Annotated in this window: 17 protein-coding genes and 1 other RNA gene; 4 read left to right on the top strand and 14 right to left on the bottom strand. The window is 70.1% G+C overall.

Translation table 11 applies throughout. From position 1 onward, the window contains the following. Positions 1 to 3: 3 nt before the first annotated feature. From ilvN to JIN95_RS03470, 7 genes are all read right to left on the bottom strand, one after another. The gene (gene ilvN / locus JIN95_RS03500) at positions 4 to 687 is read right to left on the bottom strand and encodes an acetolactate synthase small subunit (RefSeq protein ID WP_095636544.1); all 684 of its coding nucleotides are present in this window, start codon (positions 685 to 687) and stop codon (positions 4 to 6) included. After that, entirely contained in the window at positions 684 to 2,501 is a 1,818-nt protein-coding gene (ilvB, locus tag JIN95_RS03495; protein WP_200530524.1) for a biosynthetic-type acetolactate synthase large subunit, read from the bottom strand. Before ilvB ends, ilvN begins: the two co-directional genes overlap by 4 nt. Before the next feature lie 385 nt (positions 2,502 to 2,886). Then, a complete protein-coding gene (locus JIN95_RS03490; RefSeq protein WP_198951531.1) occupies positions 2,887 to 4,047 on the bottom strand; it encodes a 2-isopropylmalate synthase in 1,161 nt (386 codons plus the stop codon). Between the two features lie 370 nt (positions 4,048 to 4,417). Continuing rightward, complete coding sequence (locus JIN95_RS03485; RefSeq protein ID WP_200530523.1) at positions 4,418 to 5,245, bottom strand: ABC transporter ATP-binding protein; 828 nt, start codon at positions 5,243 to 5,245, stop codon at positions 4,418 to 4,420. Further along, positions 5,229 to 6,038 (bottom strand): ABC transporter permease, encoded by an 810-nt coding sequence (locus tag JIN95_RS03480; RefSeq protein WP_200530522.1) that lies wholly within the window; start codon positions 6,036 to 6,038, stop codon positions 5,229 to 5,231. Before JIN95_RS03480 ends, JIN95_RS03485 begins: the two co-directional genes overlap by 17 nt. A 1-nt stretch (position 6,039) precedes the next feature. Continuing rightward, complete coding sequence (locus JIN95_RS03475) at positions 6,040 to 7,023, bottom strand: aliphatic sulfonate ABC transporter substrate-binding protein (protein WP_200530521.1); 984 nt, start codon at positions 7,021 to 7,023, stop codon at positions 6,040 to 6,042. Between the two features lie 273 nt (positions 7,024 to 7,296). After that, on the bottom strand, positions 7,297 to 8,856 hold the full coding sequence (locus tag JIN95_RS03470; RefSeq protein ID WP_095636538.1) for a hypothetical protein: 1,560 nt from the start codon (positions 8,854 to 8,856) through the stop codon (positions 7,297 to 7,299). Between the two features lie 178 nt (positions 8,857 to 9,034). Between JIN95_RS03470 and ligA the strand changes: the two genes are divergently transcribed. Together ligA and JIN95_RS03460 are read left to right on the top strand one after the other, a co-directional pair. Further along, positions 9,035 to 10,894, top strand: a complete 1,860-nt coding sequence (gene ligA, locus JIN95_RS03465) for an ATP-dependent DNA ligase LigA (RefSeq protein WP_200530520.1) — start codon at positions 9,035 to 9,037, stop codon at positions 10,892 to 10,894. A 121-nt stretch (positions 10,895 to 11,015) separates the two neighbouring features. Continuing rightward, a complete protein-coding gene (locus JIN95_RS03460; RefSeq protein ID WP_095636536.1) occupies positions 11,016 to 11,750 on the top strand; it encodes an MBL fold metallo-hydrolase in 735 nt (244 codons plus the stop codon). 38 nt (positions 11,751 to 11,788) lie between these two features. Here JIN95_RS03460 and JIN95_RS03455 read toward each other — a convergent pair whose 3' ends face one another. The 5 genes from JIN95_RS03455 to JIN95_RS03435 form a co-directional block, all read right to left on the bottom strand. Further along, positions 11,789 to 12,649 carry an ABC transporter permease gene (locus JIN95_RS03455; protein WP_233138971.1) on the bottom strand — a complete coding sequence of 287 codons (861 nt, stop codon included), beginning with the start codon at positions 12,647 to 12,649 and terminating at the stop codon, positions 11,789 to 11,791. Positions 12,650 to 12,798: 149 nt separating this feature from the next. Then, entirely contained in the window at positions 12,799 to 13,875 is a 1,077-nt protein-coding gene (locus tag JIN95_RS03450) for an ABC transporter permease (protein ID WP_095636729.1), read from the bottom strand. A 53-nt stretch (positions 13,876 to 13,928) separates the two neighbouring features. After that, positions 13,929 to 15,521: an ABC transporter ATP-binding protein gene (locus JIN95_RS03445; RefSeq protein WP_095636534.1), complete on the bottom strand. Its 1,593-nt coding sequence runs from the start codon at positions 15,519 to 15,521 to the stop codon at positions 13,929 to 13,931. A gap of 51 nt (positions 15,522 to 15,572) precedes the next feature. Beyond that, positions 15,573 to 16,679 (bottom strand): BMP family ABC transporter substrate-binding protein, encoded by a 1,107-nt coding sequence (locus tag JIN95_RS03440; protein ID WP_095636533.1) that lies wholly within the window; start codon positions 16,677 to 16,679, stop codon positions 15,573 to 15,575. A 270-nt stretch (positions 16,680 to 16,949) separates the two neighbouring features. Beyond that, the gene (locus tag JIN95_RS03435) at positions 16,950 to 18,137 is read right to left on the bottom strand and encodes a PGF-CTERM-anchored ABC transporter substrate-binding protein (RefSeq protein ID WP_200530518.1); all 1,188 of its coding nucleotides are present in this window, start codon (positions 18,135 to 18,137) and stop codon (positions 16,950 to 16,952) included. A gap of 62 nt (positions 18,138 to 18,199) precedes the next feature. Between JIN95_RS03435 and btuC the strand changes: the two genes are divergently transcribed. Continuing rightward, positions 18,200 to 19,342 carry a vitamin B12 ABC transporter permease BtuC gene (btuC, locus tag JIN95_RS03430; protein ID WP_095636531.1) on the top strand — a complete coding sequence of 381 codons (1,143 nt, stop codon included), beginning with the start codon at positions 18,200 to 18,202 and terminating at the stop codon, positions 19,340 to 19,342. Beyond that, positions 19,339 to 20,640: an ATP-binding cassette domain-containing protein gene (locus tag JIN95_RS03425; protein WP_200530517.1), complete on the top strand. Its 1,302-nt coding sequence runs from the start codon at positions 19,339 to 19,341 to the stop codon at positions 20,638 to 20,640. The genes btuC and JIN95_RS03425 overlap by 4 nt, the downstream gene beginning before the upstream one ends. Before the next feature lie 770 nt (positions 20,641 to 21,410). On the opposite strand, the gene ffs is transcribed toward JIN95_RS03425, so the two are convergent. Together ffs and JIN95_RS03415 are read right to left on the bottom strand one after the other, a co-directional pair. Next, an RNA gene (gene ffs, locus JIN95_RS03420) (signal recognition particle sRNA) lies at positions 21,411 to 21,722 on the bottom strand. A 67-nt stretch (positions 21,723 to 21,789) separates the two neighbouring features. After that, the gene (locus JIN95_RS03415; RefSeq protein ID WP_200530516.1) at positions 21,790 to 22,203 is read right to left on the bottom strand and encodes a hypothetical protein; all 414 of its coding nucleotides are present in this window, start codon (positions 22,201 to 22,203) and stop codon (positions 21,790 to 21,792) included. Positions 22,204 to 22,305: the final 102 nt, after the last annotated feature.

Raw genomic sequence — 22,305 nt, 5'->3', positions numbered from 1 at the left:
GCGTCAGTCGTCGTGCGTGGTCGGTTCGCCGGCCGTTCCGGGCTTCTCTCCGGGCGCCGTCGGGGTGTCGCCGCGCGCGAGCGCGGTCTGGCCCGTCCGGGCGATCTCGATGATGCCGAACTGGCGGAACGCGTCGAGCGCGTCGTCGATCCGCGCCTCGTCGCCGGTGAGCTGGACGGTGATCGTCCGGGGTCCGGCGTCGAGCGTCCGGCCGTCGTACATCTCCGTGACCGCGTGGACCGCCGCCGGGTCGTCGGCCTCCACCTTCAGCAGGACCAGCTCGGCCGTCACCGCGTCGCCGGACACCTCGCCGACCGAGATCACCGGCTTCAGCTTCGCCATCTGCTTTTCGATCTGGTCGATGCCGGGGTCCGTCTCCTCGACGACCATGGTGATCCGCGAGTGGCCCTCCACGGTCGTCGGGCCGACGGTCAGGCTCTCGATGTTGAACTGGCGACGGGAGACGAGTCCGGAGACGCGTGCGAGCACCCCCGGCTCGTCCTCCACCAGCGCCGAAATGACGGCGCGGCGCGACTCGTGTTCCGCCTCGAGGACTGGGTCGATCCGGATCCCTTCGAGGTTCCGTCGCCCCTCGGGGTGGTCTCGCTCCTCGGGGGCGGGCTGCTCGCTCGGCGCGGGCCGGGAGTCTGCCTCGGGGACGTCGGCGGCGGAGGAGTCGCCGCTCATAGCTGGTCCTCCGCGGTGGCGAACTTCCCGTTCGCGCCGCCGCTCGGCACCATCGGCAGGACGTTCTCCTCGGGATCGACGTGGAAGTCGATCACGGCGGGGCCGTCGTACTCGAGGGCCTCCTCGACCGCGGGCGCGACCTCGTCGTAGTCGTCGACGCGGAGGCCAAGGGCTCCGAACGCCTCGGCGAGCTTGTCGAACTCGGGCATCCACGTGTAGTCGGAGGCCATGTGACGCCCCTCGTAGAAGGCGTCCTGCCACTGGCGCACCATGCCGATGTACTCGTTGTTCAACACGGCGATGGTGAGATCGAGGTCCTCGCGGACCGCCACCGACAGCTCCTGCATGGTCATCAGGAAGGAGCCGTCGCCGTCGAAACACACCACGTCGCGGTCGGGCTCGCCCATCGCGTCGGCCGCGACGCGCGCGCCGACCGCGGCCGGCACGCCGTAGCCCATGGTCCCCAGGCCGTGCGAGGAGATCCACGTCCGGGGCTCCGTGTACGTCCAGAACTGGGAGGCCCACATCTGGTGTTGGCCGACCCCCGTGGTGACGATGGTGTCGTCGTCGGTCGCCTCGTCGAACGCCTCGACGACGAACTGCGGCTTCAGCGGCTCGTCCTCGGGGGTCGCGTACGTGAGGGGGTACGTCTCCTTCCACTCAGCGCAGCGCTCGCGCCACGCCTCGGCGTCGGGCGCCTCGCGGACCGCGGCGGTCAGCTGGTCGAGGACGCGCCCGGCGTCGCCGATCAGCGGGTAGTCCGCGTGGACGTTCTTCGAGATCTCGGCCGGGTCGATGTCGATGTGGACGACCTCGGCCTCCGGCGCGAACGTGTCGATCCCGCCCGTCAGCCGGTCGTCGAACCGGGTCCCGACCGCGATCAGGCAGTCGGTGTGGGTGATCGCCATGTTGGCGTAGCCGGTGCCGTGCATCCCCGCCCACGAGAGGCAGAGGTCGTCGTCCTCGGGGAACGAGCCGATCCCCGGCATCGTCGTCGTCACCGGGATCCCGTACGTCCGCGCGAAGGTGCGCGCCTCGTCGCTGGCGTCGCCCTTGATCACGCCGCCGCCGAACAGGCACACCGGTCGTTCGGCGGCCTCGATCGCGCGGGCGGCCTCCTCGACCGCGTCCGGGTCGGCGTTCGGGTCGGGGTCGGTCCCCGCCGGCGGCGTCGCCGGCCCCGGCGTCTCGTCCGTCTCGTCCTGCGTCACGTCCTTCGGCAGGTCGACGAGCGTCGGTCCGGGACGCCCCGCGCGCGACAGCTCGAACGCCTCGCCGACGGTGTCGCCGACGGTGTCCGCGCCGTGCGCGAAGTAGTTGTGCTTCGTGATCGGGCGGGTGACGCCGACCGTATCCGTCTCCTGGAACGCGTCGTTGCCGACGAACTCGGTCGGGACCTGTCCCGTCAGCGCCAGCATCGCGTCGGAGTCCATGTCGGCGTCGGCGATGCCGGTGACGAGGTTGGTCGCTCCCGGCCCCGACGTGGCCATGCAGAGCCCGGGCTCGCCCGAGACGACGCCGTAGGCGTCGGCGGCGTGGGCCGCGCCCTGCTCGTGGGCCATCGTCACGTGCCGGATCGAGGAGTCGTACAGCGCGTCGTAGACGGGCATGATCGCGCCGCCCTGCACGCCGAAGGCGGTCTCCGCGCCCGCGGCCTCCAGCGCGGCGACGACCGACTCGGCGCCGGTCGACACCGCGGGACCGTCGGCGTCGGTCGGGTCGCCGGCGTCTGTCGCGGCCGACCCGTCCGAGTTCGCCGCGTCGTCCGGGTCCTCCGCCTCGTCGTCTCGTGGCTGTGCTGCTGTGTCGCTCATTGTCGTGGTGGTGTTCGGTGGTGCATCTCGCGGGTGTGAGAGTCGGTCGGTCCGAACGCCGAGTCGCCGGACGGGAACGGACCCGCCCGTCGGCGTTCGTCGATGCGTCGCGTCGGTGAGGAAGGGATGGTGTAGGGGGTTATACCCCTACAATGATCGGCGCGACGGCTCCGGCGACCTCGGCTGTCGTCGGGATCGCGGCGTGCCGTCGCATCTCGCCTCCACCAACGCGGTCGGGGTATAAATCCCTGTCGGGGAGCGGAACCGGACGGCCGGTTCCAGAGCGCGGATCCGGTCGGGCGAACCGACCGGTCCGGGCGATCGCTTCCGCCCGCGCGACCGCACGGCGGTCGCTCGGCGGGCTCCCCGCGCAGGGAGGCGGCCATCAGACCCGGACCTCCTCCTCGCGGTCGACGTCCGCCTCCTCGGCGAACCGCTCGACGTCGCCGGCGGTCACCTGGCGCTTGCCGGAGCCGTACTCCTTGACGCGCTTGGTGATGCGCCGGACCTCGCTGTCGCTCGGGTCGAAGCCGGCCTCCACCAGGTGCTTGCGCACGCTGTGAGTACCGGTGTGTTTGCCCAAGACGAACTCGCGTTCGGCGCCGACCATCTCGGGGGTCATCACGCCGGTCTCGAACGTGTCGGCGTTCTCGATGACGCCCGCCGCGTGGATGCCCGACTCGTGGGCGAACGCGTTCCGCCCGGTGACGGGCTTGTTCGCCGGCACGGGGATGTCCGAGGCCTCCTCGACGATCCGGGCCAGCTTGGTGATCTGGGTCGTGTCGATGCCGGTGTCGACGCCGTACACCGATTCGACCGCCATCACGACCTCCTCATAGGCGGCGTTGCCGGCGCGCTCGCCGATCCCGTTGACCGACACCTGCGCCTGCTCCGCCCCGTTCTCGAACCCGGTGACCGCGTTCGCCGCGGCCATCCCGAAGTCGTCGTGGGTGTGCACGTCGACCCGGGCGTCCGTCGCCTCGACGACCGCCTTCACCGTCTTCCCGAAGCTGGTCGGCATCGCCACGCCGCACGTGTCCGGGATGTTGATCCAGTCGGTGCCCGCGTCGCTGACCGCCTCGACGATCTCCCGCAGGTAGTCGGGGTCGGTCCGCGTCGCGTCCATCGGCGAGAACATGCACTCGACGCCGGCGTCTTTCACCTGCTCGACGGCGTCGACGGCGCGCTGTTTCGCCTCCTGCCGGGTCGCGTGCATCGAGTCCTCCAGCTGTACGTCGCTGGTGGAGACGAACACGTGGACCATCTCGACGCCGGAGTCGATCGCGGCGTCGATGTCGCCCTCGACGACCCGCGCCAGCCCGCAGACGGTGGTGTCCGTCGCGGCGGCGATGTCGCTTACGGCCTCGAACTCCGCGTCCGAGTTCACCGGGAACCCAGCCTCGATGACGTGGGTGTTCATGTCGTCCAGCGTCGCCGCTATGCGGCGTTTCTCGTCGTAGCTGAACGAAGTACGTGGTGACTGTTCTCCGTCTCGCAGGGTCGTGTCGAAGATCCTGACAGGACCGATTTCGACGTTAGAAGCTATCGTGCCCTGGAAGAACTCGATCCGCCGGGGTGTCCGACGAAGCCTCCGTGATGTCTGTCATCGACTGACGAAAACACGGTCGAGAACTTAACACTTGTGCCGATCGCAAAAACGGCCCGTCAGATCGGGGTCCGCGGTTCGAGCGTCGATCCCGAAAATCGCACGACACCAACGGGATCGGATGGCCTTATACACATTATACACACACCGAGACGATCGGGGTGCTGTGGTTTCGGAACCGGGTTCATAAGCCGAATCGACGTTCGTTTCGTTCCGTACGAAGCTGGCGCGCGATCGGCGCGCGTCGCAACCGGGACGAACGCGGGGCGGCCGGGTCCCGAAAACAGGGGCCGATCGGTCCGGTCCGGACTCAGACCCCGAGCGCGTCCGTGATCTCGCGGCGGGCCGCGAGCAGCGCCTCGTCGGTCCGCTCGCGCGGGCGGTCCGCCTCGACGTCGACGACGGTCTCGACCGTTCCCGGCTGCCCGCCGAGCACGACGACGCGGTCCGCGAGGTACGCCGCCTCCTCCACGTCGTGTGTGACGAGGGCGACCGTCGCCCCGCGCTCGCGCCACACGTCGAGGAGGTTGTCCTGCTGTTCGTACTTCGTCAGCTGGTCGAGCGCGGAGAACGGCTCGTCCAACAGCAGCACCTCCGGCTCGTAGGCGAGCCCGCGCGCCAGCGAGACGCGCTGGGCCATCCCGCCCGAGAGCTCGCCGGGGCGGTGCCCGGCGAACCCGTCGAGCCCGACCGTCTCGATCAGGTCGTCGACGCGGTCGCGCGCGGCGGGGTCGTCGCGGTCCACGCCGCCCGGAAGTCCGATCGCGACGTTCTCGCGCACGTCGGCCCACGCGAGCAGGCGGGGCTCTTGGAACACCATGCCGACCCCGTCGCTGCCGCCGTCGCGCACGTCGACCCCGCCGACCGCGGCTCGCCCCTCGAACCGCTCCTCTAACCCGGTGAGCACGCGCAGCAGCGTCGACTTCCCGCAGCCGGAGGGGCCGACGACCGCCACGAACTCGCCGTCGTCGACCGCGAGGTCGACCTCCTCGAGCGCGACGGTGTCGCCGTACCGCTTCGTGAGCCCGCGGACGGCGAGGGCCGGGTCGTCCGTCGATTCCGGGGAGTCGCCCGTCGACTCCGGCGAATCGTCCGCCGGGGAACTCGTGTCGGTCACGTCCTCACCAGTCGACGACACGCTGTTTCACCCCCTTGACCGCGAGATCCGAGAGGTTCCCGAAGAAGGCGAAAAGCAGGATCGATCCCACGATGATGTCCGGCCGGGCGAGCACCCGCCCGTCGCTCATCAGGAAGCCGATCCCCTGACTCGCCGCGATCAGCTCCGCGGCGACGACGAACATCCACGCCAGGCCGACGCCGCCGCGGATCCCGACGAGCAGGCTCGGCACCGCGGCCGGGAACACGACCCGTCGGAGCGACTCGAACCGACCGAGGTCGTACACCTCGGCGACCTCCAGGAGGTCCTCGCTCACGTTGCCGATCCCCGTCGAGAGGTTGAGGTAGACGGGGAAGAACGCCCCGACGGCGATGAGCAGCACCTTCGCGCCCTCGCCGATCCCGAACCACAGCAGGAACAGCGGTACCCACGCCAGCGAGGGGATGTTCTTGAGGCTCTGTAAGAGCGGGTCGAGCAGGTCGTTCGCGAGCCCGTACAGCCCCGTGACCGTCCCGAAGACGATTCCGACGCTCACGCCGAGGACGACGCCGAAGAACACGCGCTGGAGCGTGATGGCGACGTGTCCCCACAGCTCGCCCGTCGCCGCCATCCCGTACAGCGTCTCGACCACGCGGAGCGGCTCCGGGAGCTGGTGGGCCGCGAACACGCCCGTCACGACCAGCAGGTGCCAGACGACGACGAGGAGCGCCGGCACGACGAGCCCAAGCAGCCACCGGAACCGGTCGGGGTCCGGGAACGCCCCGGCGAGGTCGAGCCCGCCCTCGCCGGTCTCCGTCTCCCGCGTGGTCGCCATCTCACTCGCCTCCCGCGGCGCCGGCCGCGAACTCCGAGTCGAGCAGGTCGCCGATGCTCCCCGCGGGGTCGGCGCCCTCGTTCACGAGCCCCTCGCGTTCGAGGATCGGCGCGAGGTCTGACAGCAGGTCACGGTGGGCGTCGCCCGGGACCGTCCCCGAGAGGTCGTTCCGCTGGGTGAACACTCGCTCCGCGACCGGCTGGGACATGTCCGACTCGCTCGCGAGGATCGACGCGGTCTCCTCGGGGTTGTCGGTCGCCCACTCGCGGCCGCGCTCGTAGGCGTCGATCACGCGCCGGGCGTCCTCCGGGTGGTCCGCGAGGAACCCGTCGAGGAAGTTCAGGAAGCCGTACGTGTTGTACGCGGGCTCGCGGAAGAACAGCTCCGCGCCGTCGTGTTCCAGCTCCAGTTCGGCCATGTGCGGGTCGAGCCCCGCCCACGCGTCCACGTCGCCCTGCACCAGCGAGGACTGCCCCTCCGGGTGTTGCAAGTGGACGACCTCCACGTCGTCCTCGCTCAGCCCGGCGTCGTCGAGCGCCTGCAGGAGGAAGAAGTACGGGTCCGTGCCCCGCGTCGCGGCGACCCGCTTGCCCTCCAGGTCGGCGACCGTCTCGATGCCGCTCTCCTCGAAGGTGACGAGCGCGGTCCACTCGGGCTCGGAGTAGATGTACGGCGTCGTGATCGGGACGCCGTTCGACCGGGCCATCAGCGCCGCGATCCCGGCGGTGGAGGCGACCTCCGCCTCGCCGCTCTGCGAGTACTCGTTGGCCTGGTTGCTGCCGAGGCTCAACACCCACTCGATCTCCGCGTCGGTGTCGGCGAACGCCTCCGCCATCCACCCCTTCTCGCGTAACACGAGGCTGACCGGGTTGTAGTAGGCGTAATCGACCGTCACCGTCCGACTGCTTCCCCCACCGACGCAGCCGGCGAGCAGCGAGCCGCCGATCGCCGCGCCGGTTCCGCTGAGGAACTGTCTTCGCTCCATCGTACCACCTCGTACCGGCCCCACTCATAAGGAGATATGGCTATCGAGAATATTCAGCCGCACCTATGATGTTTCTGAGTTATTAATTTGGCAGTGTGATGAGTAGTATCACACTCGAAGCGGGCGGCTCAGGCCCGCTGTGAGCGATCTGTTTGTGCGAGCCGCGAACGGACCGTCCATCGGGGGCAAAGCGTCCGTGCTGGAATCCGGAACCGATTGCCGGTTGTTCCGGCCGTGCGGGTCGATTCCCGTCGCACCGACTCGATTCGGAGGTCAGTCGTCGGTCGTCCACGCCGAGAAGCCGCCCTCGATCAGCGTCTCTGCCTGCCGGTCGATGTACTCGCGCTGGGTGTCGTGGACGGCGGTCTCGAAGTCGTCGCCGTCGCCGAGGCGCTCGCGGACCCGCTCGCGCTTCCAGCTGGCCGGCGTCGTCCGGTTCGCCACCCGCCACCGGAGCGGGGCGAGCCACGCAGCGGCCTCCTCCTCGGGACAGCCCGCGGTCCGGAGGCCCGCCTCGGCGTGATCGAGGAGGTCCGCGTACAGCGCGTCGGTATCGGTGGTGTGTTCGCCGTCGAGGCCGATCCACTCGATCTCCGCGTCGAGCCCGTCGGCGACCGCGGCGTAGAAGTTGTCGCGGGCGGTCTCCCAGTCGAGGCCGATGACGGGGTGTTCGCGCTGGGGGAGCGCCTGCATCAGCCCGGCGAACGCCCCCTGAAACGCGATCGAGTCGCGGACGGTGGGCTGGCCGGGAATCGGTCGGAACTCGATCCGGGCGTTGGCGCTCGACCGGCTCGCCCCCTCGAAGACGGGGCGGACCCACCGCCAGTAGCTGCCGTGTTTCGTCCGGAACGTCGCGAACTCGTCGTCGAACCGGTCGGTGCCGTCGGGCTCCGGCATCGGGATCAGCGTCTCGTCGGCGACGATCCGGTCGACCGCGGTCTCGAGGTCGTGAACGTCCCGCGGGAACCGCACCTTCCCCCTGTCGGTGCGGGCGTTGAGCACCGACTCGAACACGTGAATCCGGTTTTCCGTCGCGCCCTCCGCGAGGACGCGCTCGCCGTCCCAGTCGTCCTCGTACAGGTCCGGGGGGAAGAAGGGGGAGTTGACCCCTAACGCGAGCAGGGGGCCCGCGATCCGGAGCGCGTACCGGAAGTGTCGCGGCAGGGTCTGGGCCTGGGCGACCTGGTAGTGCGGCTGTATCGAGGTGATGAGGCTCTCGGGCATCACCGTGTCCGCCGACAGCGACACCCCCGGCGCCTCGACGACCGTCCCGCGCTTCTCGTCGGCGCCCGCGTTCGCCATCGCGTGGTACCGCACCGCGTCGCTCATGTTGACGGCGACGGTGATCCCGTCGACGTCGACGCTGTCGGTGAGGTACTCGCGGGCCGCCTCGCCCGCGGGCGGGATGGTCCAGAGGCCGTCGGAGACGAGCCGCATCCCCTCGACGCCGGCGGTGTTCTCCGCGGCCTCGAGCCGCGCCCGGACCTCCGCGAGCTGCGCCCGGAGCCCGTGGTCGGAGAGCGGCTGCGGGCTCGTCGACATCTCGGCGTTGTGGAGCCCGAGCTCCTTCTCGAACCCCATCAGCTCCAGCAGCCGTCGGGGGACTCGCATCAGGGCGTACTCGCCCGCCCGCGACTCCTCGCTCCACCGCCCGTCGGCGACCGCGTAGAACTCGTACTCGAAGCCGACGATCGACTGGTGGTTGTCGAAGGCGCCGTCTCGGAGCGCCTGTTTGACGATTTCCGCCTCCTCCTCCGCGCGGGCGGCGAACTCGTCGGGGTCGACCGCGAGCGCCTCGCGGACCCCGTCGGCGAGGGCGGACTCGGTGCTCATGGAACGGTCGACGACCGCCCCCGGCAAAAAGGTCTGCGGCCGATCGACGGCGTGGGAGCGGTCGGCACGCGGCCTTCCGGGCCGGTTCCGGGCAGAGACCGACGCGGGAGCGGCTCGGAACCGGCCCGGGACAGCCCCGTATCGCGGCGCTTTTGCCGAGCGATCGCCGACTCCGCGCATGGAGTTCGCAGCGCTCGCCGACCGGGCGGAGGGGCTGGCCGCCGAGCCGGCCGACATCGAGACGACCCTGCTCGTCGCCGACCTGCTCGCGGCGGCCGGAGGGGACGCCGGGGACGGCGACGGAGACGCCGAGGGCGACGATCTCGTGACGGTCACCCGGTTCCTGCTCGGGCGCGTCTTCCCGGCCCACGACACCCGGACGCTCGACGTGGGGCCCGCCCTCTGTCGCGAGGCGATCGCCCGCGCTGCCGGCCCGAACGTGACGGCCGACGACGTGGAGGAGCGGCTGGCCGAGGCGGGCGAGATCGGCGCGGTCGCCGCCGGCTTCGAGTTCGGCGGCCAGCGCGGCCTCGCGGCCTTCGGCGAGGGCCGCGACCGGCTCACCGTCGCGGCGGTCGACGCGGAGCTGCGCGAGCTGGCGGCCGCCGCCGGCGACGGCAGCGAGTCCCGAAAGCGCGACGCGCTGTTCGGGTTGTTCAACCGATGCGACCCGGCCGAGGCGAAGCTCCTCGCCCGGCTCGTGCTCGGCGAGATGCGGCTCGGTGTCGGCGAAGGAGCCGTCCGCGACGCGATCGCGGAGGCCTTCCTCGCGGACAGTGGCGATGGCGACGATAAGGAGGTCGACGCCGACGACAGCGACGGCGAGGACCCGACCCTCCGCGCCGGCGACGAGGCGGTCGCGGCGGTCGAGCGCGCGCTGCAGGTGACAAACGACTACGGCCGCGTCGCGGCCCTCGCCCGCGACGAGGGGCTCGCCGGACTGCGCGCCGAGGGGCTGGAAGTGGGGCGGCCGGTGCAGGCGATGCTCGCGCAGGCCGGGACGGCGACCGACGCGGTCGAGGCGTTCGGCGAGGTCGCCGTCGAGACCAAGTTCGACGGGGCGCGGGTGCAGGTCCACTACGTGCCGGCGTCGGGCGGCGACGGCGGCGAGGGTGGCGGCAGCGAGAGCTGTGACGGCGAGGGCGACACCGAGAGCGACGACGCCAGACTCGGCCCGCGGATCTACTCGCGCAACATGGACGACGTGACCGACGCGCTCCCGGAGGTCGTCGAGTACGTCGAATCCCGCATCTCGGTCCCGGTCATCCTCGACGGCGAGGTCGTCGCGGTCGACGACGACGGCGACCCCCTCCCGTTCCAGGAGGTGCTGCGTCGCTTCCGGCGGAAACACGACGTGGACCGGATGCGCGAGGAGGTCGGACTGCGGCTCCACGCCTTCGACTGCCTCCACGCGGACGGCGCGGACCTGCTCGACGAGCCGCTCCGCGCCCGTCACGAGCGGCTCGTCGAGGTCCTGCCGGACGCGGCCGCGAGCGTCGAGTACGCGGACGACCCCGCGGCGATCGAGGCGGCGGAGGCGGCCGCGCTCGACGCGGGCCACGAGGGCGTGATGCTGAAGAACCCCGCGGCCGCCTACACCCCGGGCGACCGCGGCCGGGACTGGCTCAAGCGCAAGCCCGACGTGGAGACGCTCGACGCCGTCGTCGTCGGCGCGGAGTGGGGCGAGGGGCGCCGCGCGGAGCTGTTCGGGACGTTCCTGCTCGGGGTGCGGACCGGCGGTGACGGCGACGAGTTCGCCACGATCGGCAAGGTCGCGACCGGGCTCACCGACGAGGAGCTCGCCGACCTCACCGAGCGCCTGGAGCCCCACGTGGTGAGCGAGGACGGGACCGAGATCGCGATCCGGCCCGAAGTCGTCCTCGAAGTCGGGTACGAGGAGATCCAGACCTCCCCGACCTACTCGTCCGGCTACGCCCTCCGGTTCCCGCGGTTCGTCGGCGTGCGCGACGACAAGGCGGTCGCCGACGCCGACTCGCTGGAGCGCGTCGCGCGGCTCGCCGGTGACGGGGCGGAGTGATGGGGGAGGCGACGAGGCATGGGGAGACAACGGAGCGGAGTGGGGAGGAGGCGACGAGGCATGAGGAGGCGACGCGGGCCCGATAGCCACCCTCAAGGCGCCCCCGGCCGGAGCCACGCGTATGACGGTTCGCTACGACGGCTTCTCGGTGGAATGGCTCGGCTACGCGACGGCGCGACTGGAGCCGGAGGGCGGCCCCGTCGCCTACACGGATCCGGGGCGGTACGGGGTCCTCGACGACTACTGGGCCCGCGACGGGGACCTCGTGGTCGTCACCCACGACCACCACTACGACCCGGAGGGGATCCGGTCGGTCGCGCGCGAGGACGCGACGCTCGTGATCTACGAGGCGGTCGACCCCGCCGGGATCGACCGCGACGTGGAGTCGATCGAGTCGCTCGCGGACGACTACGACGTGGTCCGCGTCGACGACGAGGGGCGCGTGGACGTGGCGACCCCCGCCGGCGAGGTCGCCGTCTGGTCGGTCGCCGCGCACAACGACCCCGAGGGGCCCAACGCCGGGCCGGACGGCTCGGTGACGCACCCGCCGGGGCTCGGCTGCGGGTTCCTGCTCGGGCTCGGCGACCGCACCGTCTTCTGGCCCGGCGACTCAGACGCGCTCGACGGGTTCGCGGAGCTCGACGTCTCGATCTTCCTCGCGAACATCGGCGGCGGGGGGATCGTCTCCGACCGCCACGCCGCCGCGGAGCTGGCGGAGGCGATGGAGCCGGAGCTCGTCGTCCCGATCCACTACGACACCTTCGAGCAGCTGGAGGCCGACGGCGAGGCGTTCGCGGGCGACGTGGCCGCGCGCTCGATCCCGGTCGCGCTTGACGCGCGCTCAGCGAATCAGTAGCGCGACGGCACCGCGGTCGAAAGGGGTGAGTCCCCGGTTCACTCCTCCGTCTCGTACGGCTCGCCGACCATCGACGGAACGCGCGTCTTCCCCCACGCCGTGAGCACCAGCAGCACCGCGGCGTACGGGAGCAGGTTGACGAGGCGCGCAGGGACGTCGATTCCGACGGTCTGGAACTGGACGTTCAGCATGTCTAACGCCCCGAACAACAGCGCCGCGCCCGCCGCGCCGACCGGGTTGTAGTTGCCAAACAGGTACGCGACGATCGCGATCCATCCGCGGCCGTCGACCATCGTCTGCCCGGTCCCGACGAAGTTCCCGGCGTGTGCGAGCAGCACGGCGCCGCCGAGGCCCGCCATCGCGCCGGAGAAGATCACCGTCGCGTAGCGGACGCGGTTGACGTCGACACCGGCAGTGTCGAGCGCCTCCGGGTTCTCGCCGGCGGCCTGTACCCAGTAGCCGTACCGGGTCCGGTAGAGGACGACCCAGCCGGCCGCGACGAGGAGCGCCGCGAGGAACACCAGCGGCGACTGACCGAACGCGACCGCGTCGACGCTCGCGAGGCCGGGACTCGATCGGCTCCCCCAGACCAGTGCCGCGGTGAAGGGGGCGAACCCGAGCCCGACGAACCACACCGCCAGCCCGGCCACGATCTGGTCGGCCTTGAACCGGATGAGTAGCACGGCGAAGAGGACCGTCAGGACCGCCGTGACCAGCACCGAAACGACGATCGCGATCCAGATGTGTGCCTGCGTCGGCGAGGTACCGCCGAGCGCGAACATCGTCCCGGCCGCGGTGAACGCGCCGACGATCATGAACCCCTCAAGCCCGATGTTGAACACGCCGCTCTTCTCGGCGTAGAGCCCGCCGACCGCCGCGAGTGCGATCGGCGTCGCCATCTCCAGCGACCGGGTGACGAACCCCGGCGTGAGGATCCGGTCGATCCCGCCGCCGGTCGGGGCGGCCACTATCACGCCGGCGAACACCGCGATCAACAGCCCGAAGCCGCCGAGGCGCAGGCGGGACGACCGCGTCCCGTCGAGGAGGCTCATTCGCCCTCACCTCCGAGCCCCGTACGGGCGGCGATCATCCGGAAGAGCTCCGGCGCGGCGACGAAGAGGACGACCAGCCCGACGATCCCGTCGATCAGCTGGACGGGAACGTCGCTGTTGATCTGTACGTGCGAGCTCGCCGACTCGAGCCCCCCGAACAGCAGCCCAGCCGGAAGGACTCCGAGCGGGTTGTTGGCGGCCAGCAGGCTCACGGCGATGGCGTCGAACCCGTAGTTGCCGATGCCGGACGGGTCGGTGTAGTAGCCCTGAATCATGATCACGAACAGCGCTCCGGTCAGTCCGGCGATCATGCCGGACAGGGTCATCGTCGCGATGATCATCCGCTTCGCGTCGACGCCCGAGTACGTCGCGGCGGCGTCCTGGTACCCGCTCGTCACCATGTCGTAGCCGAAGCGGGTCCGGGCCATCAGCGCGGCGACGAGGACGACGACAGCGACCATGACGAGGAGGCCGACGACGGACAGGTTCGGGTCGTCGAACACCACCCGCGGCAGCCCCACGTTGTCCGGGAGCCGCCGGGTCCGCGTCGCCGTCGCCTCGGGGTCGCCGAACGGGCCCGCGACGAGCCAGCCCACGAACCCGGTGGCGATGAAGTTCAGCATGATCGTCGTGATGATCTCGTTGGCGTCCCCGTACGCCTTCATGACGCCGGGGAGCGCCCCGTACAGCCCGCCGGCGACCACGCCCGCGAGGCTCCCGACGAGCATCAGCGTCACCCCGCCGAGCGTCCCGCCGGGAACGAAGTTCGCCAGCCAGACGATCGCGACGACGGTCGTGAACCCGCCGACGACGAACTGCCCCTGCACGCCGATGTTGAACACGCCGGCGCGGAACGCCACCGCGACGGCGACGCCCGTGAGCACGAACAGCGTCGTGCTCCGGAGCGTGCGAGCGATCGCCCGCTCGCTCCCGAACGCCCCCGCGATCAACTGCCCGGCGAATCGGATCGGGTCGTAGCCGGCGACCGCCGCGATGATGAGTCCGATGCACAGCGCCGCCGTCGTCGACGCGATCCCGATCCCGATCCGTTCGAGCACGCTCGCTCGGAGCAGACGATCGGCGGCCGCTTCGAGCGCCTCGCGCGGGCGCCCGCCGTCCGCGCCGCTCACGCCGTGACACCTCCGTCGGCGTCGGAATCGGTACCATCGTCGGAACCGTCGTCGCTTCCGCGGTCGGTGAGCGACTGCCCGGCCATCAGGAGCCCGAGATCGGACTCGGTAACCGCGTCCGGGTCGACGACATCGATGAACTCGCCCTCGTACATCACGGCGATGCGGTCGGCGAGCTTCTGGATCTCTTCAAGCTTGGAGGAGACAACGAGGATACCGATACCGCCGTCCCGAAGTTCCATTAGTCGCTCGTGAATGAACTCGATCGAGCCGATGTCGACCCCTCGGGTGGGGTGAGAGGCGACGAGCACGTCGGGATCGTGGCCGATCTCCCGGCCGACGATGAACTTCTGTTGGTTCCCTCCGGAGAGCGACCGCGCCTCTGCGTCCGGATTCGGCGGCTGAACGTCGTACTCCTCGATGACGCTCTCGGCGTGGTCTCCGACTGCGTCCCAGTCAATGAACCCGCCCTCGGCGTAGGGGGCGATCGTCTGGTTGCCGAGGAGCGCGTTCCGTCGGAGGCTGTACTCTTGAACCAGCCCCTCGGTCTGTCTGTCCTCCGGGACGTACGCGATCCCGGCTTCGATGCGGGCGCGCCGGCTGCGGTCCGTAATGTCGGTCCCCCGCAGTCTGACGGTCCCCGAGTCGGGGGTGCGAAGGCCCGTGATCCCCTCGATGAGCTCGGTCTGTCCGTTCCCCTGGACGCCGGCGACACCGAGGATCTCGCCCTCACGAAGCGTGAGATCGATCCCCGAGACCTGTTCTCGGCCGCGGTTCCCCGTCACTCGGAGCTCATCGGCTTCGAGGACAGGAGCGCCAGGATCGTCCTCGCGATCGAGCCGATCGAAGAGCACCTCGCGGCCGACCATCATCCGCGCTAGGTCCTGTTCGGTCGCGTTCGTAGCGGAAACGGTTCCGACCGCCTCACCGTCTCTGAGGACCGTGATATCGTCTGCTATCTCGAGCGCCTCGTCGAGTTTGTGCGAGATGAAGATGAGTGATCGACCGTCCTCGCGGAGGTCGTTCATCACCGCCATCAGGCTGTCGACCTCTTGCGGCGTGAGGACTGCCGTCGGCTCGTCGAGGATCAGTATCTCGGCGCCGCGATACAGGCTCTTGACGATCTCGACCCGCTGTTGGGTCCCTAAGTCGAGGTCCTCGACAGGAGTGTCGAGATGGTCGTCGACGTCGAACCCGTACCGCGCGCAGATCGCCTCGACATCTGCCCGAGCGTCGCCCTCGTCGACCAGCCCGTTCGCGGTCGGCTCGTGGCCGAGAACGATGTTCTGGAGCACGGTCATCGGCTTGACGAGCTGGAAGTGCTGGTGGATCATCCCGATCCCGGCGTCCATCGCGTCCCGCGGGGACTCGAATGTCCGCTCCTCGCCGCCGATCCGAATCGTCCCCTCGTCCTGGTCGTAGAGCCCGTACAGGACGCTCATCAGCGTGGTCTTACCGGAACCGTTCTCGCCGAGGAGCGCGTGGATCGAGCCGGACTCCAGCGTGAAGTCGACGGCGTCGTTCGCGACCACGTCCCCGAAGCGCTTGGTTATCCCGTCGAGACGGACCGCAGGTGCGTTTCGCGTCATCGTGTTCTCATGGTGGGTGATATAAATCTCAACGGAGCGCCGCGGCGGCGCTCAGCAGCTGGTCGGCCCGCAGGTCAGGTCGATCTCTCCGTTCTCGAAGCCGGTCTTCGCGTCCTCGATGTTTTGGGTGAGCGCGTCGGGGAGCTCGCCTTCGAAGGCCTGTCCGACGACGAAGTCGATACTCCCCTGCGCGATGCTGAGGTTCTGCTCGCCGACGTACTCGGAGAAGTCGCCCTCGACAACCGCGCCGGCGACGGTGTAGGTCGCCTCGTTGAGCGCCTTCACGGCCGACCCGAGGATCACGTCCTGATACTGGTCTTCGGTCACTGACTGGTCGACGTCGACGCCGAGCGCGAAACGCCCGTTGTCCTGCGCCGCAGAGAAGACGCCGCCGCCGGCCGCGGACGCCGCGTGCCAGACGATGTCGGCCCCGTCGTCGATCTGCGACTCGGCCACGTCGTTGGCGGCACCGGTGTCCGAGAAGCTCCCGCCGTAGCCGGTGAGCACCTCAATACCGTCGTTAACCCACTCAACGCCCTCAATGTACGACTGCTCGAAGGCGTTGATGAGCGGGATGTCCTCGCCGCCGACAAACCCGACGGTCGTCCCGTCGGGGTCGGTGGAGCTTCCCTCGTACTCGAAGTCCTGCTGGGTCATCACGCCCGCCGCGACGCCGGCGAGGAACGACATCTCGTTGTTCATCTCGATCCAGCCGGAGACGTTGTCGGCCCCCTCGATGACGTTGTTGATGAGCATCCAGTTCTGGTCCGGATACTCGCTCGCGTTCGTCGACAGCGGGTCCGTGTGGTTGTCGCCCACACAGACGATGAGGTCGTAGTCGCTCTCTGCGGTGTCGGCCTGTATCGACTCGTACTGTGCCTCCTCGGTCGCCTCGACGGTCGTGTATGTCAGGTCGTAGTCGTTCGACGCCTCTTCGAGCCCCTGCACCGCGTTGTCGTTAAACGCGTTGTCGTCGAAGCCGGCCGGACTGGAGATGATCGCCACTTCGGTTCCGGCTCCGCCGTCGCCGCCGTCGTCACCGTTCCCGCCGAGACAACCGGCCAAGACGGTTCCCGTTGCGAGCGCGCCGCCCGAAGCGAGCACCGCGCGCCGATTGAACGTCTCCGCCTCGTCGATCAGTTTGCCGTCTTCTGTCATGGATGTGTCTAATCCTCATCAATCATTCAATATAAATACAGGTGCCACCCGATTTCGGTGTCGAGTGAATATCCCCCGTAATGAGAGTAGTTTTGATATATTTCACCCAATATTTGTGAATGTAATATTGAAAGAGAAATAAAGCGGGAGATTCGTCGGCGGCGGATCAGGACCGGCGTCACTGGGAGTCGTGTCCACAGCGTGGGCGGCCGCTAGTAGGTTCGGTAGCCGTGGCTCCGGAGAGGGGCCGGAGATGGGGGTCGCCGGGTGTCAGCGCCGCCGCGAGATCAGCGCCACCGCGAGCGCCGCGATCAGGGCGGTCACGACGCCGAATCCGGGTGCCTGACTCTCCGAGCCGTCATCACCGTCGCTCGTCCCATCGTCGCCGTCGCTCGTTCCGTCTTCACCGTCGCTCGTCCCGTCTTCACCGTCGCTCGTTCCATCGCCGCCATCGCTCGTTCCGTCTTCACCGTCACTCGTCCCGTCCTCGCCGTCCGCGGTTTCACCGTCTTCCGCTTGGAGGTCCGCGACCGCGGTTGAGAGCGTCTCGGTCGACTCGATGACGCTTCGCGGGGCCGGCTGGTTGAGGTAGTTCACGTCCATCACCACGTAGTTCCCCTCGGTCCCCGCGGTCGTGCTGGCGTACGGCTCCTCGTCGAGGATCCGCGCCTCGGGGTCGGTCACGAGGATGAGTTCGGGATCGGTCTGGAGGATCACCTCGTTCGAGAGCTGCGGGTAGCCGTCGCCCTCCGCGGCGGCGACGTTGTCGGTCCCGCCGACCCGCATGATCTCGTCGATGAACGTGTTGTTCGCGGCCACGTATCCGTCGCCGAGCGGGTACAGCGCGGCCGGGCGGTCCACGTCGGCGGTGCGGTCCTCGGCCTCTTCGACGGCGTCGTACATCTCCTCGTTGGTCGCGGCGGCCGCCTCGCAGTTCCCGACGAGGCGACCGATCGTCTCCGTCTTCTCGGCGATGTCGTCGACGGAGGTCGCCGCCGGGAAGTGGTAGACCGTAAGCCCCTGCTCGCGGAGCGGCTCGACGTCTGACGCGGAGGCGTTCGGCGCCAACACGAGGTCGGGTTCGGTGTCGACGACGCGCTCGACGCTCGCGCCGAACGAGGCGGAGACGTTCGCCTTCTCCGTGGCGCCGTCGAGGTAGAAGGCGTACTGGGTCACGCCGACGACCCGGTCCTCGGCGCCGAGCTCCCAGAGGGTCTGGGCGGCCGAGGGGTTGATCGTCGTGATCCGCTCGGGCCGCTCGTCGAGCGTAATCGTCGTCCCCGTGGCGTCCGTCAGCTCGACGGGGAAGTCGCACGCGTCGTCCGTCTGGTGGACGCTCGGCCCGTCGGTCGGGGACTCGATCGTCGTCGGCTGTGCGCCCGCGGCCGGGCCCGCGACGCCGCCCACGAGGGCGGTCGTCACGAGCAGGGCCATCGCGATGACGTACCTGTCTCGCATCGCATCGACGACGGCGCTCGTCCAATAAGTACTTACCTACTACAAGTTTTGTTGGAGAACGAATGAGTGCGTGGACGCGCTCGACGAAGTGGTCCGCGGCGTTAGCGGCGACGCTTGGCCTCACGGTGGTCGTGAGCGCCGCGATCGGCCCCGTCCGCATCCCGCCCGCGGAGGTGGTGAAGGCGGTGTTGAACGCGCTGGTCGTCCCGGCCGGGATCGAGACGACCTCGCAGGGGGTCGGGCCGCTCACGCTGCCCGGCGTCGACCTCGCGTACCGGTCCCCGTTCGCGTTCCCCGTCGATCGCGTGCACCAGCAGATCGTCGTCGGCGTTCGGCTCCCGCGGATCCTCATGGCCGCGCTCGTGGGGTTCGCGCTCGCGGCCGCCGGCACGGTGATGCAGGGGTTCTTCCGCAACCCGATGGCGGACCCCTCGATCATCGGCGTCTCCTCGGGCGCGGCCGTCGGCGCGGTCGCGTTCATCGTCTTCCCCGTCGCGCTGTCGGCGACGCTGACGCTCCCCCTCGTCGGCGCCGTCGACGTTGGGATCTCGTACGGCGCGGGCGTCAGCCTCTTCGCGTTCGTCGGATCGCTCGCCGCCGCCTTCGGCGTGTACGCCATCGCGACCCGACACGGGCGGACGCCGGTCGCGACCCTGCTGCTGGCCGGCGTCGCCGTCCAGACGTTCCTCGGCGCGGTCATCTCGTACCTCCAGCTCCAGGCCGGCGAGTCGCTCCGCCGGATCGTCGCGTGGCTGATGGGCCACCTGTCGGGGGCCGCGTGGAGCGACGTGGCGGTCACCGCGGTCGTGGTCCCGCCGCTGTTCGGCGTCCTCCTGGTGTACGCGCGCGACCTCAACGTCATGCTGCTCGGCGAGGAGGAGGCTCAGGGGCTCGGTATCGCGGTCGAGCGTACGAAGCGGATCCTGTTGGCCGCCTCGGCGCTGATCACGGCCGCGGGCGTCGCCTTCGCGGGGATCATCGGCTTCGTCGGCCTGATCGTCCCGCACATGCTCCGGCTGGTCGTCGGACCCGACCACCGCGTCCTCCTCCCGAGCGCCGCGCTCGCCGGCGGGTCGTTCCTCGTCGCCGCCGACACGCTTGCGCGGGCCGGGAGCACGGAGCTCCCCGTGGGGGTCGTCACCGCCGCCGTCGGCGCGCCCTTCTTCGTCTACCTGCTCGTGACCCGGGAGGTGGACGAGCTGTGACCGCCGGATCGCCCGTCGTCGGAAGCCCGGAGTCCCCCGACGCCGACGACCCCGAAACCCCCCCGATCGAGGTCCGCGACCTCGTGGTCTCCTTCGGCGACGTCCCGGTCGTCTCGGGGGTCGACCTCCGGGTCGAGCGCGGCTCGCTCGTGGGGCTCGTCGGCCCCAACGGCGCGGGGAAGACGACCGTCCTCCGGGCGATCAAGGGAACGCTCTCGCCCGACGCCGGGGCGGTCCGGCTCGACGGCGACGACGCCGACTCACTGTCCGCGCGCGAGGCGGGCCGACGGGTCGCCAGCGTCCCGCAGGAGACGAGCCTCGCGTTCGACTTCCGGGTGCGGCAGGTCGTCGAGATGGGCCGGACGCCGCACCTCGGTCGGTTCGACGGCCACGGGCCCGACGACGAGCGCGCGGTCCGAGAGGCCATGGACGCAGCCGGGGTCGCGCGCTTCGCCGACCGGGCGATCACGGAGGTCTCCGGCGGCGAGCGCCAGCGCGTCCTGCTGGCGCGAGCGCTGGCGCAGGCGACCCCGTCGCTGCTGCTCGACGAGCCGACGGCGAGCCTCGACGTGAACCACGCGGTCCGGACCCTCGAACTCGTCAGGGACCTCGTCGACGACGGGCGGGCCGCGCTCGCGGCGATCCACGACCTTGACGTGGCCGCGCGGTACTGCGACGAGATCGTCGTCCTCGCGGACGGCGGCGTCCGGGCCGCCGGCCCCCCCGCGGAGGTGCTGACGGCGGACGCGCTCCGGGACGCGTTCGACGCCGAGGCGTTCGTCGGCGAGAGCCCGGCGACGGGGACGCCGACGGTCACCGCGTTCGACGCGACCGACGGGGGCGAGGCGAACAACGGAGCAGAGCCAGACGACGAGGCCGACCCGCGCCGCGTCCACGTCGTCGGGCGAGGGCGACCGGCGGGACGGGCCGTCGCGCGGCTGGCCGCCGCGGGCCACGCCGTCTCCGTCGGCGTCGTCCCCGAGGGCGACGCGGCCGCGGGCGTCGCCGCCGACGCGGACGCGACGGCCGTGACGGCGCCCCCGTTCGCAGGGGTCCCCGACGAGCGCCGGGCGGAGGCGGTCGCGCTCGCGCGGGAGGCCGACGTGACGGTCGCGGTCGGGGAGGTCGGACGGGTGGAACCGAGAACAGCGACCGGCGGCGAGACGGAAGCGAACGCGGCGGTGCTGGCGGCCAGCGACCGGGTCGCGCGCGTCGGCGGCGACGGCGACCGGTTCGGCGACGACGAGCTGCTCGACGCGGTCCGCGAGACCGACGGACCCGACACCTCGGACCGGTAAAATCGGCCTGAACGGCTCGATCGCTATCGGCCTCAGAACAACTATTCAGCGATCTTTTAGTTCGAAATACCGGTCGACGGAAATTCCTCTTGATGGATACCGGGAGTGAGTGTTGCAGATTAGTGGATGCGAGAGAATATTTAAAAGGGATGTGAGCGACGGCGACGATCGCTTATAAAGAACAATGCGGTCGGCGCGCGCCTCCGAACGGCCGCCGAAGGCGGCCGTGAGGAGCGCGTGCGAGGGAGTCGCTGGCGGCGACAGCCGCCAGCGACAGGGCGAGAGCGAAGCTCTCGCTTGCAACCGGACGTAGTCCGGTGACGAGGCTGGGGAGGTGTGAGGCTGCGGTCCCGCGAGCGACCGAAGGGAGCGAGCGGGAGCACGGAAGTCGCAGCCCGCGCAGCGAACGCAGTGAGCGAGCAGGACCGTCTTCCGGCGGTGCTGTGCGGGGCGGGGTGGAATTCAAAGGGGCAGTCGCGAGGGCGCCGCAGGCGACGTAAGCACTGGAAGGAGGGAGCGTTAGCGACCGACTGAAGCGCGCAGCGAGCGTGCGGCGCCCTCGCGACTGGGCTTTGCAGGTCTTCACCGCAACATCGTCAATCACTTATAAACAGCCGACAGCAACACCACAAGCCCACTTATAAACAACCGAACAGCCAGTTTGCGAGACTCACTCCCGCGATCTATCGCCACCGTGCCTGTAGTGACTGCACGGGATCGGAAGGCAGCATCTGCTCAGGGGGTTGACAGAGCGGTAAAACGGGTATGAATGGCGGACAGGCGGGGTAGCCCGGCGTTCCGGCGCGGGGTATCCCGGTTGCCTTCTCCACCCCGCGACCCGACGAGCGACGGGCGTCCGGCGGTGGGCTGCTCGCTTCCGCGCCTGACCCGGTGTCGCCGACGAACCGCGACGGACCGCTCCTGCGAGCGGGCGCCACGGACCGCTGTCCCCGGCGGACGAGGCTTCCACGTTGGCTCTCGGGGCCCGCGCCGGTCAGACCGGACGCGCCCGCTGTTCGGTCCCCGCTAAAGACTACCTCACGGGTGACGAGCGGGGCCTAACCGCCCGACCTAGTCCACTTCGAGGTACACGGCACCACCTTAAGGGCCTTTCGTTCGGCGGATGTCGGCCGCGATCCGGTCCCGCCGCTACGCCAACAGCTCTCGGGCGTACACCGCGGCGGACGCCGGCAGCGGAACCGACAGCGCCACCACGGCGCGGGCGTGCCACTCCAGCCAGCGGTGGTCGGCGAACATCGTGGTGGGTTCGATCGCCGTCGCCCACAGCGCCGCGCTCAGCGTCGTCGCGATGCCGAGCATCACCGCGACGCCCGCGAGCGTCCCCGGGTCGAGGTTGCCGCGCTCGACGGAGGCGATGACGACCACGCCGAGCAGCGCGAACAGGGCGACCCCGGCGGCGCCCAGGGGGCCGGAGGCGTAGTACCCGGCGAGCTGGGTCGCGTACTCGCCGCCCGACACAACGGCGTACGGCGCTGCGAGCGCGAGCACGGTGACGACGCCGGCGGCGATCCCCGCCCGACGCGAGATGTCGCGGAGCTCCATGGCCGTGGGTCGGCGGGGGACGGCGGTAAAAGGACCGGATCGGGGCGGCGGTCTCCCCGAGACTGGTGGCTTCCGGGGCGACGCGCTCCCGAGGCGATGCAC

The sequence above is a fragment of the Halorubrum sp. LN27 genome (assembly GCF_016635065.1).
GTDB classification, from domain to species: Archaea; Halobacteriota; Halobacteria; order Halobacteriales; family Haloferacaceae; genus Halorubrum; species Halorubrum salipaludis.
This window is presented reverse-complemented; position numbering and strand designations above follow the sequence as displayed.

Excerpts from the sequence above, each read along its gene's own strand:
- ilvN (WP_095636544.1), bottom strand. The coding sequence starts at position 687 with ATGAGCGGCGACTCCTCCGCCGCCGACGTCCCCGAGGCAGACTCCCGG.
- ligA (WP_200530520.1), top strand. The coding sequence starts at position 9,035 with ATGGAGTTCGCAGCGCTCGCCGACCGGGCGGAGGGGCTGGCCGCCGAG.
- JIN95_RS03415 (WP_200530516.1), bottom strand. The coding sequence starts at position 22,203 with ATGGAGCTCCGCGACATCTCGCGTCGGGCGGGGATCGCCGCCGGCGTC.
- JIN95_RS03455 (WP_233138971.1), bottom strand. The coding sequence starts at position 12,649 with ATGGCGACGCCGATCGCACTCGCGGCGGTCGGCGGGCTCTACGCCGAG.
- JIN95_RS03445 (WP_095636534.1), bottom strand. The coding sequence starts at position 15,521 with ATGACGCGAAACGCACCTGCGGTCCGTCTCGACGGGATAACCAAGCGC.
- ilvB (WP_200530524.1), bottom strand. The coding sequence starts at position 2,501 with ATGAGCGACACAGCAGCACAGCCACGAGACGACGAGGCGGAGGACCCG.
- JIN95_RS03440 (WP_095636533.1), bottom strand. The coding sequence starts at position 16,679 with ATGACAGAAGACGGCAAACTGATCGACGAGGCGGAGACGTTCAATCGG.
- JIN95_RS03470 (WP_095636538.1), bottom strand. The coding sequence starts at position 8,856 with ATGAGCACCGAGTCCGCCCTCGCCGACGGGGTCCGCGAGGCGCTCGCG.
- JIN95_RS03475 (WP_200530521.1), bottom strand. The coding sequence starts at position 7,023 with ATGGAGCGAAGACAGTTCCTCAGCGGAACCGGCGCGGCGATCGGCGGC.
- JIN95_RS03480 (WP_200530522.1), bottom strand. The coding sequence starts at position 6,038 with ATGGCGACCACGCGGGAGACGGAGACCGGCGAGGGCGGGCTCGACCTC.
- btuC (WP_095636531.1), top strand. The coding sequence starts at position 18,200 with ATGAGTGCGTGGACGCGCTCGACGAAGTGGTCCGCGGCGTTAGCGGCG.
- JIN95_RS03460 (WP_095636536.1), top strand. The coding sequence starts at position 11,016 with ATGACGGTTCGCTACGACGGCTTCTCGGTGGAATGGCTCGGCTACGCG.
- JIN95_RS03435 (WP_200530518.1), bottom strand. The coding sequence starts at position 18,137 with ATGCGAGACAGGTACGTCATCGCGATGGCCCTGCTCGTGACGACCGCC.